This window comes from Sphingomonas olei (genome assembly GCF_045369765.1).
GTDB classification, from domain to species: Bacteria; Pseudomonadota; Alphaproteobacteria; order Sphingomonadales; family Sphingomonadaceae; genus Sphingomonas; species Sphingomonas panaciterrae.
This window is the reverse complement of sequence record NZ_JBIQEU010000034.1, coordinates 1-12,429: the sequence shown is the minus strand read 5'-3', so window position 1 is coordinate 12,429 and position 12,429 is coordinate 1. Positions and strand designations below refer to the sequence as shown.

The 12,429-nt window shown below is 66.7% G+C and carries 17 protein-coding genes and 1 pseudogene; 10 read left to right on the top strand and 8 right to left on the bottom strand.

The annotated features are described in order from the left end of the window. Positions 1 to 283 precede the first annotated feature (283 nt). Together ACH0BU_RS17165 and traA are read right to left on the bottom strand one after the other, a co-directional pair. Complete coding sequence (locus ACH0BU_RS17165; protein ID WP_046195648.1) at positions 284 to 988, bottom strand: DUF6118 family protein; 705 nt, start codon at positions 986 to 988, stop codon at positions 284 to 286. Between the two features lie 9 nt (positions 989 to 997). Further along, positions 998 to 3,913, bottom strand: coding sequence for a Ti-type conjugative transfer relaxase TraA (gene traA, locus ACH0BU_RS17160; protein WP_500264390.1), 2,916 nt, complete (start codon positions 3,911 to 3,913; stop codon positions 998 to 1,000). A 176-nt stretch (positions 3,914 to 4,089) separates the two neighbouring features. Here traA and ACH0BU_RS17155 point away from each other — a divergent pair, with 176 nt between their 5' ends. The 5 genes from ACH0BU_RS17155 to ACH0BU_RS17135 all read left to right on the top strand — a co-directional run bounded on the left by ACH0BU_RS17155 (position 4,090) and on the right by ACH0BU_RS17135 (position 5,381). Continuing rightward, positions 4,090 to 4,437 carry a conjugal transfer protein TraD gene (locus ACH0BU_RS17155; protein ID WP_251652543.1) on the top strand — a complete coding sequence of 116 codons (348 nt, stop codon included), beginning with the start codon at positions 4,090 to 4,092 and terminating at the stop codon, positions 4,435 to 4,437. A 19-nt stretch (positions 4,438 to 4,456) separates the two neighbouring features. Next, positions 4,457 to 4,681 (top strand): conjugal transfer protein TraD, encoded by a 225-nt coding sequence (locus ACH0BU_RS17150; RefSeq protein ID WP_035386334.1) that lies wholly within the window; start codon positions 4,457 to 4,459, stop codon positions 4,679 to 4,681. Beyond that, positions 4,681 to 4,851, top strand: coding sequence for a hypothetical protein (locus ACH0BU_RS17145; RefSeq protein WP_156442736.1), 171 nt, complete (start codon positions 4,681 to 4,683; stop codon positions 4,849 to 4,851). The genes ACH0BU_RS17150 and ACH0BU_RS17145 overlap by 1 nt, the downstream gene beginning before the upstream one ends. Before the next feature lie 2 nt (positions 4,852 to 4,853). Next, a complete protein-coding gene (locus ACH0BU_RS17140) occupies positions 4,854 to 5,102 on the top strand; it encodes a hypothetical protein (RefSeq protein WP_251652541.1) in 249 nt (82 codons plus the stop codon). A gap of 105 nt (positions 5,103 to 5,207) precedes the next feature. Further along, complete coding sequence (locus ACH0BU_RS17135; protein ID WP_198010902.1) at positions 5,208 to 5,381, top strand: hypothetical protein; 174 nt, start codon at positions 5,208 to 5,210, stop codon at positions 5,379 to 5,381. A 68-nt stretch (positions 5,382 to 5,449) separates the two neighbouring features. On the opposite strand, the gene ACH0BU_RS17130 is transcribed toward ACH0BU_RS17135, so the two are convergent. Together ACH0BU_RS17130 and ACH0BU_RS17125 are read right to left on the bottom strand one after the other, a co-directional pair. Continuing rightward, a complete protein-coding gene (locus ACH0BU_RS17130; RefSeq protein ID WP_500264389.1) occupies positions 5,450 to 5,872 on the bottom strand; it encodes a Ros/MucR family transcriptional regulator in 423 nt (140 codons plus the stop codon). After that, a complete protein-coding gene (locus tag ACH0BU_RS17125; RefSeq protein ID WP_035386333.1) occupies positions 5,869 to 6,144 on the bottom strand; it encodes an HU family DNA-binding protein in 276 nt (91 codons plus the stop codon). The genes ACH0BU_RS17130 and ACH0BU_RS17125 overlap by 4 nt, the downstream gene beginning before the upstream one ends. A gap of 192 nt (positions 6,145 to 6,336) precedes the next feature. Between ACH0BU_RS17125 and ACH0BU_RS17120 the strand changes: the two genes are divergently transcribed. Continuing rightward, complete coding sequence (locus tag ACH0BU_RS17120; protein WP_156843923.1) at positions 6,337 to 6,807, top strand: hypothetical protein; 471 nt, start codon at positions 6,337 to 6,339, stop codon at positions 6,805 to 6,807. Then, positions 6,713 to 7,750 (top strand): type IV secretory system conjugative DNA transfer family protein, encoded by a 1,038-nt coding sequence (locus ACH0BU_RS17115; RefSeq protein WP_051121500.1) that lies wholly within the window; start codon positions 6,713 to 6,715, stop codon positions 7,748 to 7,750. The genes ACH0BU_RS17120 and ACH0BU_RS17115 overlap by 95 nt, the downstream gene beginning before the upstream one ends. A 518-nt stretch (positions 7,751 to 8,268) precedes the next feature. On the opposite strand, the gene ACH0BU_RS17110 is transcribed toward ACH0BU_RS17115, so the two are convergent. Genes ACH0BU_RS17110 through ACH0BU_RS17100 form a run of 3 tightly spaced genes read right to left on the bottom strand, consistent with a single transcriptional unit; the run spans position 8,269 to position 10,228 of the window. Next, complete coding sequence (locus tag ACH0BU_RS17110; protein ID WP_016509643.1) at positions 8,269 to 9,192, bottom strand: replication initiator protein A; 924 nt, start codon at positions 9,190 to 9,192, stop codon at positions 8,269 to 8,271. Positions 9,193 to 9,213: 21 nt separating this feature from the next. Further along, the gene (locus ACH0BU_RS17105) at positions 9,214 to 9,528 is read right to left on the bottom strand and encodes a hypothetical protein (RefSeq protein ID WP_035386332.1); all 315 of its coding nucleotides are present in this window, start codon (positions 9,526 to 9,528) and stop codon (positions 9,214 to 9,216) included. Then, positions 9,518 to 10,228 carry a nucleotide-binding protein gene (locus ACH0BU_RS17100; RefSeq protein ID WP_285139584.1) on the bottom strand — a complete coding sequence of 237 codons (711 nt, stop codon included), beginning with the start codon at positions 10,226 to 10,228 and terminating at the stop codon, positions 9,518 to 9,520. The genes ACH0BU_RS17105 and ACH0BU_RS17100 overlap by 11 nt, the downstream gene beginning before the upstream one ends. Before the next feature lie 147 nt (positions 10,229 to 10,375). On the opposite strand from ACH0BU_RS17100, the gene ACH0BU_RS17095 reads away from it, so the two are divergent. The 3 genes from ACH0BU_RS17095 to ACH0BU_RS17085 all read left to right on the top strand — a co-directional run bounded on the left by ACH0BU_RS17095 (position 10,376) and on the right by ACH0BU_RS17085 (position 11,590). Further along, positions 10,376 to 10,624: a DUF4160 domain-containing protein gene (locus tag ACH0BU_RS17095; RefSeq protein ID WP_035386331.1), complete on the top strand. Its 249-nt coding sequence runs from the start codon at positions 10,376 to 10,378 to the stop codon at positions 10,622 to 10,624. Beyond that, positions 10,611 to 11,024 carry a DUF2442 domain-containing protein gene (locus tag ACH0BU_RS17090; RefSeq protein ID WP_035386330.1) on the top strand — a complete coding sequence of 138 codons (414 nt, stop codon included), beginning with the start codon at positions 10,611 to 10,613 and terminating at the stop codon, positions 11,022 to 11,024. Before ACH0BU_RS17095 ends, ACH0BU_RS17090 begins: the two co-directional genes overlap by 14 nt. A gap of 113 nt (positions 11,025 to 11,137) precedes the next feature. Continuing rightward, complete coding sequence (locus ACH0BU_RS17085) at positions 11,138 to 11,590, top strand: hypothetical protein (RefSeq protein WP_035386338.1); 453 nt, start codon at positions 11,138 to 11,140, stop codon at positions 11,588 to 11,590. 73 nt (positions 11,591 to 11,663) lie between these two features. Here the strand turns inward: ACH0BU_RS17085 and ACH0BU_RS17080 are convergent. After that, positions 11,664 to 12,238: pseudogene (locus ACH0BU_RS17080) on the bottom strand (recombinase family protein). Between the last annotated feature and the right edge of the window lie 191 nt (positions 12,239 to 12,429).

Below are 12,429 nucleotides of genomic sequence, written 5' to 3'. Positions count from 1 at the left end.
TTCTTCGCTGGCATTCGTCGTCCCTTCCTCGATCCAGACTGTCATAGTCGATGGACCACTCAGAAGGGGGCAGCTCATGCTGCTCATATTCACCTCAGTGCGCCTTCAGCGCACCTACATGTCGCATTGAAACCGTTAGGTTACGGTTAACTGAACTTAGTACTGATTGCCTATTCGTGAAGCCATGCACCGACTCGCAATTAGGTCCGCGCAAGGCTGCTACGGTTAGGCTATGGTCGGATGGTATAATTATCAATTACTTAGCGGAATAGACACGCGGTTACTATGGGGCGATCCTAATCGTGCATCGTACCGCCTCGTCTGCTTTGCCTGCCGCTTTTCTGCATCGGTCGATCGTCTCGCGGTTGGCCGTCACGATCTTGTCGGCCCCGACGATCGCGCGGAACGCGGCCGGGCTGGCGCTCTGCATCATCCGCTGCCCCGCTTCCCAACGGGGAAGGTCGAGCGTCCGCGCCGCCATGCGCTCGGGCCATTGCCAGCTCGCCGGCGCGATCTCGCGCGCGACGAGGCCCGGCACGATCGCCCATGCAAGGATGCCGGCCACCGCCCCGCCCAGGGCAAACCATAGTTGCCGGTTCCTCTGGTCGGCGCGTGTCCATGCGGACCCGGCGATGGCGCGAAGCTCGGCCATGACGCGGGCCTTGTCCTCGCCCGCCTTGGCGAGCGCGGCCTGGTCCTCGCGCCGGGCGGCGTTGCCCGCCGCCGCGATCCGCTGCGCCATTTGCTCGGGCGTCATCGCCAGCGCCGGGGCGGCCTTCAGAAACTGGCCGATGCGCGCGATGTTCTCGCCCGCCGTGTCCACGCCCTGCTGCATCCGCCCCAGCGTCTCGGAATAATCGGGTATGTCTTGTCCGCCGCGCTCGGCCGCCAAGCCCTCCACGGCGCGGCGCAACAGCGCAAGCTCGCCGCGCATCGCCTCGAACGCCTCGGCTGCGTCGGCTCCTTGGCTATCGTCCTCGTCCGTCACCTGTCCCCCTTACCGGCTCATGCCACGATCGCGGTCGCGGCCTTGTCCGACCGACTGCGCGAGCTCCTGCCCGATCGACCGGCCCCGCTCCATGCGCAACGCCAGCTCGGACGCGCGGGCGCGCAACACGGATTCGAGCTGCGGATCGCGATGCAATCCGCCCGCCATGTTCTCCATGCGCTTGCCCAACTTATCAGCGCCCGCACGGTCGCCGGCACGCTCCATGCTGGCGCGCGCCTCCTTCATGCCCTGCCACTGCTCCACGAACCGGTCCGCGCGCTTCTCCGGGTCGATGCGGACCTGGCGCTCCGTCTCCATCGCCTTCACCGCGCCGCCCGTATTCCCCTCGGCCGCGTCGCGCGCGAGTCGGGGGTCGCGCTCGATCGCGCTGGCAAGGTCGCGGCTCCCAAGCGGTCGCACCTGGTCGAGCGCGTCGCCAGCCTTCGCCAGCGCCTGTTCCTGGTGCGCCAGCACCGGCAACCCCTTGTCCCGCATCCGGCCTATATCCGCTGCGGCGCGCCCATAGCGCTCGATCGCGCGGGCCTGCGAGGATGCCGGCGGCCGATCGGCCGCGACACGCTCCGGCGACGTCGCTTTCTCGGTCGCCGGCTTCGGCCGGAACCCCGCGAACATGCCCCGCGCCTTGTCGCGGACCTTCGCCACTATTTCACGCGCGAGTTCCGGGAACCGGATCTCGCGCCGATCGGCGAACGCGCGGGCCTGGTCCTGTTCCGGGCGCGCATAGTCGCCCGCCATGTCCTTGCCCCGATCACGCGACAGGGCGCGGACGAGCTGACGCTGATCGGCGAAGTCGTCGCGGCCATAATAAAGCTGCACGTCGTCGCGATGCCGCGACATGCCGACATAGGCGCTGTGGCGGTCCATGCCGGGGGTCGCGAGGACATGGGCGCGATCGACCGTCACGCCCTGTGCCTTGTGGAACGTCGCCGCATAGCCGTGATCGACCGCCGCATAGTCCTTGGTGTCGAACGCAACGCCGCGGCCGTCATCGAGGCGCACCGCCATCCCTTCGGGCGATACCCGCTCGATCGTGGCAAGCGTGCCGTTCTTGACCCCCATGCCGCGTTCGTTGCGAAGGAACATGATGCGGTCGCCGGCCGCGAACTGGCGCTCGCCACGCTCGACCTTCACCGTCACGTCGTCGCCAAGATCGCCGCTCGCCCGCAACCGGTTCCGCGCCTCGCCATTGAGGCTCTGCACCTCGGCGTTGGTGTGGGTTAGGATGATGCGGCTCTTGTCCGGCTCGGCCTGACGCGCTCGATCCCAACCATCGACCAGCTCGCCCCGTGCCTGCTCGCGGGTGTCGGCCGCGTGGACCATGCCGGCCTGGTCATAGGCATGGACCGCCTCGCCAGTGCGCCCGGTCGCGAGCTGACGGGTCGCGTCGCGCTGCCAGTCTTCGCGCTGCCGCCTGATCTCGGTGATCTCGGCCGCGCCGTGGCGCTCGGTGACGCTGCGGAACGCCGCGCCCGCCTCGATCGCCTGCAACTGCTCGGGGTCGCCCACCAGGACGACCTTCGCGCCCGCGTTGCGAGCCTGCGACAGCACTCGCTCCATCTGACGCGAGCCGATCATGCCGGCTTCGTCCACCACCAGCACGTCACGCGGGCCTAGCTGGTCGCGCCCCTGCCCCCATGCGTGCTCAAGGCTCGCGATCGTCCGCGACCTGATGCCCGACCCGCTCTCAAGGTTCTCGGCCGCGATGCCCGACAAGGCCGCGCCGCGAACATTGTAACCGGCGCGCTCCCATCCGTCGCGCGCCACCCCCAGCATGGCGGATTTGCCCGTCCCCGCGTAGCCGATCACGTTGGCGAGGCCGCTCGGCCCCGTTATATGCTCCAGTGCGGCTCGCTGCTCCTCCCCGAGCACGAGTCCTTCACTCCCGGCAGTGGCGACAGCCCCCCTGATTGCCGCTGCCGGGAGACCATGTTCCTCCCGCCTCGCCAGCTCGTCGCCGGCACGCTCAAGCCGGTTCTCCACCGCGATCATGTCGCGCGACGTGAACCGCTCCTGGTCGCGCCCGTCCTTCCCCAACGCGACCAGCTCGGGGCTGGCGCGCACCGCCCCCATTACCTGGTCGAACTGGTCCTTGCCGTCGCTGTGCCGGAACGCGAACACGGCCAGGTCGCGGGTGGTGAACGTCGCCTGGGTGCGCGTGATTGCGTCCAGCGCGATCGACGGGTTGGCGATGATCTTCTCGCCATTGTCGCGGGCGATGCGCGCGTGATCCTCGATCCGCTCGGCCTCCAGCCCCTGCGCCGGTCGCCGCGACGCCGCGGGGCCGATCTTGTGCTGCGGCTCCAGCTTGATGCCCTGCGCCTCGTAGCTACGATGGTCGATCCGGCCCTCAAGCCCCAACTCGGCCATGCGCTCGTTGACGTGCGCGCTCCACGCCTCGCGCCAGTCCTTCAGCAGCTCGGTCGAGTTCCAGTCGCGGTTCTTCTTCCCGAACCCCTCCGGCCCCACGTCGCGCATCGCCAGCATGACGTGCGCGTGCGGCTTGGGGCTGCCGTCCTTCGCCTTGTCCCAATGCACGTTCAGGTCCGCGACCATGCCGCGCTTCACGAACTGCTTCTCCACGAAGTCGCGCGCGAGCCGCACCCCCTCCTTCTCATTCATCTCGCGCGGGATCGAGAACTCCACCTCGCGTGCCAACTGCGCGTCCTTGCGCTTCTCCCCCGCCTCCACCTCGTTCCACAACACGGCGCGGTCAGACAAGCGCTCCGGCGCGCCTTCCGGCAACATCACCTCGGAGTGGATGACGCCCGCCTTGTTCGAGAAGTCGTGATCGCGCCCGAGCCGGTCGTCGTGCAGCTCGGACGCGGAACGATAGGCGGCGCTCGCAACAGCGCTCGATCCGTTCGCACGACTGATGACCTTGGCGGAGAAGTGGTAGATCGCCATCTCGCTCCGCATTCTGCACTTCTTAGCGCACGTCGGCAACGACGTATAAGCGCGCACTCACAATTTGCTACGCTCCTCGTGATTGACTTGGGGCTGATGTTTCTACCGTTCGCGCTTTACCCCGGCATGGGCGGCGCTAGAGTGTTCGGGCTGATGATCGCGGAAGGGTGAAGGCAATGCGGAAGGTGCGCGATTACGATGCCGAGCTGAAGGCGCTTGGCGACAAGGCGCGGGCGCTGAAGGCGAAGCGGGTTGAACAGCTCGGTCAGCTCGTCACCGCCACGGGTGCCGATGCGCTCGATGCCGAGACACTGGCGGGCGTGCTGCTGGATGCGGTCGAGGCGAAGGATGCGAGCGCGAAGGAGGCGTGGCGAGCGAAAGGCGCGGCCTTCTTTCAACGGCGCAAGCGCAAACCTGTCCCGAGCGAAGTCGAGGGGGGTGGCGGCGCTGCTGCAATCGACGGATCGGGCGCTTCGGCTGAACCGGGCGGCGACGCTGCGGGCGGAAGCGGCGGAACGGCGTAGCGATACGCGGGGCTGGGTCGTGCAACGCCGCGAACGCACGCGCCACCTGATCGAGCTGGGCGGGCTGGTCCAGAAGGCCGGCTTGGTCGAGTTGGCCGACGACGACCGCGCCACACTCTACGGCGCGCTGCTCGATCTCGCCGGACGCGCGCGCGGTGATGACGCCGGCGACGTGCTGGCGCTGTGGAAGCGGCGCGGCAAGCGGGCGTTCGACGCCGAAAGCGATGCCAAGGAGGCGCGCTGATGAGCGCCAGCGATTATCGTGTCGCGCAACGCCCTGAACCGAAATTGGACGGCGCTTGGGGTCTCTGGTCTGCGGTTGAGGCCCGCTGGCTTGATCTCCTCTTTGCTACCGAGCGCGATGCGGTGGATGCACTGAATTATCTGCTCTTGCAAAACGGTGAGGAGGGGTAGTGATGATCACGTTCGATATCGAGGCGATCCGCGCCGAAGTGCGCGCGATGGATTTTACGCGCGGCACGCCGGCGGAAGTCGCCATGTGGCGCGAGGACATGGCGGAGTCGCGCGCCAACCTCGTGATCGAGGACATGATCCCGACGCCGAACGAAGATGCGTTCTTCGACATGATGCTCGATGAAGGCGTGTCCCCTCCCCTCGTGTCGCAAATCCTCCTCCGGCTGCTCGATCATCCCGACGCGATCTGAGTGGGGCTTTCCTGCAAGCAATCGTGTCACTAACGCGCCCATCCGCTTGCGCCCGCCACATCAACGTCACGGTAGCCGCGTATATGGCAGGCAGGAGACCAAAGGATGCGCTCGATAAGCCCGATGTTCGATGATGCGGTGATCGACTGCGTCGCAAGCGACCGCGCATCCACCGTCCAGAAACTCTTCCATGTCGCGGAACTGATCTGGGCAGAGGGTGCGGCCGACCGGTCGGCGTTCCGCTGGGGTACCTCGCGCCAATTGACCCCGACAAGCTGATGTCGCTACGCATGGCTTAAGTGGCGCTGCTGGGATCCTGATCCATCAACGGCTGCGGACCCGGCGATTCATTCGGTGATCGTAGGCAGCCTCAATTTTTGCCGCGTGGGCGGGCTCGGGTGGGCCGGTGCTGCGTGCGGACCAGGCTTGCGCCCCAAACCGATTTTCTTTGCCATAGCGCGCCGGGCTTCTGAATACGCCTCTGCCACCATCGGGTAGTCCGGCTTCAGATTGTAGCGTTCCCGATATTGCTCGGGCGTGAGTCCATGTCCGCTTAGATGACGGCGAAGCGTCTTGTACGGCTTGCCGTCGATCAGCGAGATGATATGATCCTTCGACGCCAGCGATTTACGTACCGACACCGCCGGCGTGAACTGGGCGGCCGTCGCTTCCTCGGCCGCGACGCGCGTGTTGGGATTGCTCAGCCATGCGATCGTCAGCTCGGTTGCGAGCTCGATCGCGTTCGGGCCGGTATCGATTTCTGTGGTCATGAGGAAAGCTTGTCCTTGAGTGCCTTGGCCGGTGTGAACACCATTTTGGTCGACGCGGCGATCTCCATAGCTTCGCCGGTCCGGGGATTGCGACCGGTCCGGGCGTCCCGGGCCTTGCTGGAGAACTTGCCGAAACCCGGCAGCGACACCTCCTCCCCCCGCGCAACCGCATCGCCGATGTCACCGAACACGCGGTCGATCAACGCCCGGGCCTTGGCGGCACTCAGATCGCTTCCCTCGGCAATGCCTTTCACAAGATCGTCTAGCTTCATCAAATATCTCCCGTAAACGTGCACCGGGATAATCGTTCCGGTCACGGGCGCAACAGTGCATCCCCTTTCCGGGTGGCGCCGGCAAGATGCAGCGGGCTGGCGACACCGTTGCGTAGCGTGCGTAGATCGCGATCATGCAGCGATGATGTTTGTCCTGCACATCCGATGCCCGTTAATTGAGCAACCTCACTGATGGCGGGTCCGCGCATCGGCGGGCGTCGACCGATAAGCTGGCGGCTCGCGATCGTCGTGGCGGTGGTAGCCCTGTTCGCCAGCAACGCCTGGCTCAAGGGCATCTTTGGCTATGGCGAGATTGCGACCGACATTCCGTTCCTGCTGTTCGGCGTGATCCTGTTCTTCACCTGGCGCGTCAATCGCAATGCCGCCAACCGGCAAAGCGAGCTGCTGGGGTCCGCCCGCTTCGGCGACCGCGCCGACGTGCGAAAGCTGGAGGTGAGCGGGGATCTCCTGATCGGCCGCTCGGCGAAGTTGGGCAAGCTGCTCCGCTATGACGGCGCGGCGCATCTGCTGACGATGGCCCCCACCCTCTGGCCAGGCCGTCGGCACGATCATCCCCAACCTGCTCCTGCTCGATCGCTCGGTCACCTGCATCGACCCCAAGGGCGAGAACGCCCGCATCACCGCCCGCGCCCGCGCCGCTAAAGGTCCGGTCTGGTGCCTCGATTGGTTCGGCGTGTCGGGCCGGACCCCTGCCCGCTACAATCCGCTCGACCGGCTCGATCCCACCAGCCTCGATCTGGCGGAAGATGCCAACACGCTCGCCGACGCGCTGGTCCACGACGCGCCGGGGCAATCGGGCGACGCCCACTGGAACGAGGAAGCCAAGGCGCTCATCGCCGGGCTGATCCTCCACGTCGTCACTACCGAACCCGCCGATCGGCGCACACTGGCGACGGTGCGCGATTATCTGACCCTGGCCCCTGCCGGCTTCGCCGCGCTGCTCGCGGCGATGCAGGGCAGCACCGGCGCTGGTGGCCTGGTCGCGCGCGCCGCCAACCGCCAGCTCGGCAAGTCCGATCGCGAAGCCGCGGGCGTGCTGTCCTCGGCCCAGCGCCACACCCACTTCCTCGATAGCCCGCGCATCGTCGCCAGCACGGCCGCGTCCGATTTCACGTTCGCGGGATTGAAGGAGTCGACCGCAACGGTGTTCCTGTGCCTGCCGCCCGATCGGCTCGACACCTATGCGCGCTGGCTGCGCCTGCTGGTGAGCCAGGCCGTCACCGACATGGCGCGATCGACCGCTCGCCCTCCCCGGCCGGTGCTGTTCCTGCTGGACGAGTTCGCCGCCCTCGGTCGCCTCGAACCGGTCGAGCGGGCGATGGGCCTGATGGCCGGCTATGGTCTCCAACTCTGGCCGATCCTCCAGGACATGCACCAGCTCCGCGCCAACTATGGCGAGCGCGCCGGCCCCTCGGAAAGCGTCAGCGCGCACGTCACCGCCGGGCAACTCGCCACGCCTGATGAAATCATGCGGATGCGGCCCGACCAGATTCTGTTGCTGCGCCAGGGGGAACACCCGCTCGCGGTCGAGAAAATCCGCTACTATGACCAGCGCGAGTTCGACGGCCTGTTCGATCCGGCCTAATTAAGCCCGCTGGGGGCGCTCGCGCCGATCGGCATCCCAAACCACCTAAAAGCCCCTCTTTTGCCTCCACGTCGCGCCTGGACGGCCGTAGCGGGCGATTCCGTCGCTACCCGTCCCCACTTCTTTCCCGCCTAGCTAGCGGCGCGTAGCGCCGCCCCTGTGACGCCGAAGGCGGCACGCAGCGAAAGTGCATCGGCCGTTAGGCCGATTCCGCTTGTCCTTTTTTCCACTGGTTGGTGGCGAGCGGTCGGTCTGTCTTGCGCACTATCGGGGTTTTGGCCCCCGATCCGATGGACCAATCGGGGTTATCCACAGGCCTGAGTCCTTAAGAAGAGTCTCCTATGTAATAGGAGGTTTAAGACCCTTACGGAGCGGTTTCGGCCTGTATCGTCAAAGGGTTAGCGGCCGTTTCAGGGGCCAAAACCCCGTGATTCGCGGGGCCAAAACCCCGTGATTCGCAGGGGCCATTCCCCCGATAGTTGGAGCCTCACCACTATCGGGGTTTTGGCCCCTGGCGATCAGTCGGCCGGAAACCCCATCGGCGGGCGCGGCAAGCGCTTGAACTGGAACCCTGGATGGTCGGTCGAAAGCTGGCAACGCTCTGTGAAGTTAAGAACCTCCTCGCCTTCATCGTTCCTGACCAGCTCCAGCCAGTAGCCGGGTAGCCGCTGCCGCTCGACCGCGCGCCGAAGCTCCTTGGCGAAGTCGGCCACGCGCTGGGTGCTGCCGCTCTTGTGGTGGAGCTGCTTCATGGTGAAGGCCCAACCCGCCGCTTGGTGGCCGCCATGCTTGCGCACGACACGGTAAAGCCAACGTTCGATTCCGCCGGTCAGCTTGAAATAGGCTCGGTCGATGCCGAGCACGAGGCGGTCGGTCAGCACGCCCTCGTAGAGCCAATCCGATATGGTGAACTCGACGCCCGTGGATCGGCCTAGGTCGTCGGTCGGTGCCGAGTAGCGCTCGATCCAGTGGAAGCCCTCGGGGCGCTTCTTCTTGCCCTGGCGAATGTTGGTGCGGATCAGGGTGGCGCTCAACCGCTCAAGTGCCTCTACGATGCGCCGGTACTCGTCTCCCCCGGTCGGCCGATCGATCCCGCGTAGCAGCTCATAGAGCGGGACGTGGAAGTGCGGCGTGGTCGGCTGTCCCGCCGCCTTCGCCGCCCTGAGCTGCGACACCGCCCATATCAGGATGTCGCAATCCCAAATGGTGGCGATACCGATCTCGGCCGGGGCCGTGACGTTGACAGTTATGGTCGTGGCGCCGTTCTGCACCTGGTAGTCGATCGGCTCGCTGCGGCGCTGCTTGGAAAGGCTGAAGAACGGCCGCTCCATCATCTCCTGTTCGTCATGAGTCGGTATGTCGCCTGGCAGCGTCACGAACAGGTCGAGCTGGTCGAGTACGCCGGCGCGACCGCCTTCCTTCCTTCTGACCTTCTTAGTCATAAAGGCTCCAAGGGTCAGAGGTCAGCGGCGTGATCGGCCGCTCGGCACACTGGCGGCTACCGCCTCCAGCGGCTCCAGCCCGCGCGCCTCCAAGAGCCGGTTCCACGCCTCATGCCCCAGCTTCTGCAAAGACAACCCTGTGTCGAGGCTGAGCTGGCGAAGCCGGCGACGATCGCGCGGGGTGACTTGCACGTTGATCGGCACGATCACCGGCGAGGCGGTGTCCCGCACGGGTGCTGCCTCGGTCGCCGCCGCGGTGCTCGGGGCCGCGGCCGGCTCCTCGTCCAGCTCGCCCATTACGTCGGCGAGCGCGCGGCCGGTGCGCTTACTGCTCATGTCGTATCTCCTGAATCCAGCTCCAAACCTGACGCAGCTCGTCGGCCGCTTCGCGGGCCGCATGGCCGCGCATTTCGGTGACGCCCCTCCCCTCAAGCGAGGCGTCCAGATAGATCGTCCGATCGGATAGGTGGATCGGGCAAACCGGGACCGGGTAGCGCGACAGCGCGGCACGCGCGGCAATCGCGCGGGCCTCGTTCTTGGCCGCGTTGACGATGACGGCCGCACGTCGGTCGAGCCGGCGGAGGATCTTCAACGTTTCCCCGACCGCCTCCAGGTCGTCTGGCGACGGCCGCACCGGGACAATCACCAGGTCCGCCACGCGCGCGGCCTCGGCCTCGGGCTCCTCGACGGCAGGACGCGTGTCGATGAACAGCGCGCCGTCGGACTTGCGCCGGAGCCGCTTGGCCGCGTCAGTCAAATTGGTGCCGTCCAGGTCGACCAGCTCGGGGCGCTCAAAGGCCGGCTCGATCTGCTCGCGCCGCGTCCACCACTTCGTCGTCGTCCGCTGCGGGTCGCGGTCGATGATAAGGCTGGGCTCCGCCTCGCCCGCGAGAACCGCGAGCTGACGGGCAAGGGTGCTTTTCCCAGCTCCGCCCTTCTGGCTGACAAGTGAGTAGATTTGCACCTTCGCCCCTTCTGGCTCTCTTTCCTGTGACACTATGAAGGTGATTGAGAGTGAAGGAAAGACCCTTTTCACCTTCCCGCGCGAGCGATCGTCACGCGCAAGCGCCGAGACGCTGTAAGCGGCTCGGTCGGAGCGCAACGGAGATAGAGCGCGGTCCCGCCAGGGACGAGCTCGCCATGCAACTATTCCCTAGCGCTTGGGTTTCTGATAGGTCGGCCAATGCCTGTCGTCCATCGCATCGGCGGCCTGCGGGTCGTGATCTGGCCCAACGATCACCGCCCGGCGCACGTCCATGTGAAAGGCGCGGAAGGAGAGGCGGTGTTCAACCTGAACTGCCCCGGTGGTCCGCCCGAGCTGCGGGAGAGCTTCGGCTTCAAGGTGCCGGACGTGAACAAGATCGAGGCCGCGCTGGTCGAGCTGGTGCCGGCGCTGTGCGCGGAATGGAGTGCGATACATGGCGATTACTGAGCAAGAGCTGGCGCAAGCCGAAGCGCGCATGGAAGCGACCCGCGCCGCGGGTCATGCCGTGTCCGCCCGTTACGATCGTCGGCGGTCGCGCGTCGTGGTCGCACTCAATACCGGGGTCGAGCTGACATTCCCGACGCAGCTCGCCGAAGGGCTGGCCGATGCGTCGCCCGACAACCTCGCTGAAATCGAGATCAGTCCGGCGGGGCTGGGGCTTCACTGGCCCAAACTCGACGCGGACCTCTATGTCCCGGCGCTGCTCCAAGGCGTGTTCGGCTCGAAGCAATGGATGGCCCGCCAGCTCGGCGCGGAAGGGGGCCGCTCCCGCACGGCTGTTAAGGTCGCCGCTTCGCGCGCGAACGGCCGGAAGGGCGGTCGGCCGGGTAAATTCGCGGCGGCTTGATCTGGCACTACTGGCCTTTTTGCCTGTAACACTAAGAAGGTTTTTAGGCGAGTAGGGGGGTGTATGCGAAGTTTCCGCTTTCGTTCCACCCTCCGCTGACTCATAGAATCGTCATGCCGATCGCGCCCGAACATCGCTGGCTGTATCCGATCGACTGGCGCGAGCTGTCCGCCTTCATCCGCTTCGGCCGCGCCAAGGGACGTTGCGAGCATTGCCGCCGCCCACACGGCCGCGACGTGCTGCACCTCGGCGACGGCACATGGTGGGATGAAGAGTCCGGCCGTTGGCGCGACGGGCAGGGCAGGGGGCTTCGCCGCATGGCCGCGCCCGCGGACCTGGCGCGGGCGCAACCGGGCCTCGCCGGCATCGGCCCACCCCCCGCGCTGCGCGTTACGCGCGTGGTCCTCGCCAGCGCGCACCTGAACCACGATCCCGGCGACAACCGGCCGCGCAACCTCGCCGCGCTCTGCCAGCGGTGCCACATGGTCCACGACGCGACCGAACATCGCCGGCGCCGGTGGGTCAACGCCTTCCGGCTGCGCGCGATCGGCGACCTGTTCGCCTGACTGCTGGGCCGCAAGCCCCGGCCCCAAGGGTTGGGTGGGACAAAAGGCGCGGCCGTCGAACGGCGGCCTCCCTCTAAGCCGGCTGGCTAAGCGAGCTGCGCCCGCCGGGAATATGCCGGTAGAGCGTCGACGGCTGCACCCCGAGCTGCGCTGCCACCTCCTCGACGGTGATGGTCGGATCGGCGAGCATCGCCTTTGCGCGCTTGATCTCGGCCGGCCCCATCGCCGGCTTGCGCCCGCCGCGCCGCCCCAGCGCCTTGGCCTGGGCAAGCCCGGCATGAGTGCGCTCCAAGGTCAGCTCGCGCTCGAACTCCGCCACGGCCGCGAAGACGTGGAAGACGAGCCGCCCGCCGGGGCTGGTGGTGTCGATCGCCTGGGTGAGCACCCTGAGGCCGATCTCGCGCTTGGCGAGATCTTCGGCCGTCTCCACGAGCTGCCGGACGGAGCGCGCAAGCCGGTCGAGCTTCACACCGCCAACGTATCGCCCGCACGCAGATAGTCGAGCGCGGCTTTCAGCTCCGGCCGGTCACGCTGCGCGCCCGACGCCTTCTCCATGAACACCCGCTCGCACCCGGCTTGCCGGAGCGCGTCGAGCTGTAGGGCAGGGGACTGGTCGCGGGTGGACACGCGCGCGTAGCCGACGAGCAAAGCCGTTCTCCGAAAACTCGACTTAACCTAGATGCATTTCGGAGGAGGAAACAAGGGACGGTTTTCGGAGCCTGAACAGGCCGTTTCGACGGCCTGTAAACGCTCGCGCTAAGCGGCGGCATTCTGATCGCGCTATTTGTCGGCGAGCGTCGCTACGCGGCTACCGGCTTGGTCTCGGCCGATCGCACATA

What these genes read in the sequence shown, in the direction of transcription:
- traA (WP_500264390.1), bottom strand. Translation starts at nt 3,913, where the DNA reads ATGGCGATCTACCACTTCTCCGCCAAGGTCATCAGTCGTGCGAACGGA.
- ACH0BU_RS17155 (WP_251652543.1), top strand. Translation starts at nt 4,090, where the DNA reads ATGCGGAAGGTGCGCGATTACGATGCCGAGCTGAAGGCGCTTGGCGAC.
- ACH0BU_RS17145 (WP_156442736.1), top strand. Translation starts at nt 4,681, where the DNA reads ATGAGCGCCAGCGATTATCGTGTCGCGCAACGCCCTGAACCGAAATTG.
- ACH0BU_RS17140 (WP_251652541.1), top strand. Translation starts at nt 4,854, where the DNA reads ATGATCACGTTCGATATCGAGGCGATCCGCGCCGAAGTGCGCGCGATG.
- ACH0BU_RS17135 (WP_198010902.1), top strand. Translation starts at nt 5,208, where the DNA reads ATGCGCTCGATAAGCCCGATGTTCGATGATGCGGTGATCGACTGCGTC.
- ACH0BU_RS17130 (WP_500264389.1), bottom strand. Translation starts at nt 5,872, where the DNA reads ATGACCACAGAAATCGATACCGGCCCGAACGCGATCGAGCTCGCAACC.
- ACH0BU_RS17125 (WP_035386333.1), bottom strand. Translation starts at nt 6,144, where the DNA reads ATGAAGCTAGACGATCTTGTGAAAGGCATTGCCGAGGGAAGCGATCTG.
- ACH0BU_RS17120 (WP_156843923.1), top strand. Translation starts at nt 6,337, where the DNA reads ATGGCGGGTCCGCGCATCGGCGGGCGTCGACCGATAAGCTGGCGGCTC.
- ACH0BU_RS17110 (WP_016509643.1), bottom strand. Translation starts at nt 9,192, where the DNA reads ATGACTAAGAAGGTCAGAAGGAAGGAAGGCGGTCGCGCCGGCGTACTC.
- ACH0BU_RS17105 (WP_035386332.1), bottom strand. Translation starts at nt 9,528, where the DNA reads ATGAGCAGTAAGCGCACCGGCCGCGCGCTCGCCGACGTAATGGGCGAG.
- ACH0BU_RS17095 (WP_035386331.1), top strand. Translation starts at nt 10,376, where the DNA reads ATGCCTGTCGTCCATCGCATCGGCGGCCTGCGGGTCGTGATCTGGCCC.
- ACH0BU_RS17090 (WP_035386330.1), top strand. Translation starts at nt 10,611, where the DNA reads ATGGCGATTACTGAGCAAGAGCTGGCGCAAGCCGAAGCGCGCATGGAA.
- ACH0BU_RS17085 (WP_035386338.1), top strand. Translation starts at nt 11,138, where the DNA reads ATGCCGATCGCGCCCGAACATCGCTGGCTGTATCCGATCGACTGGCGC.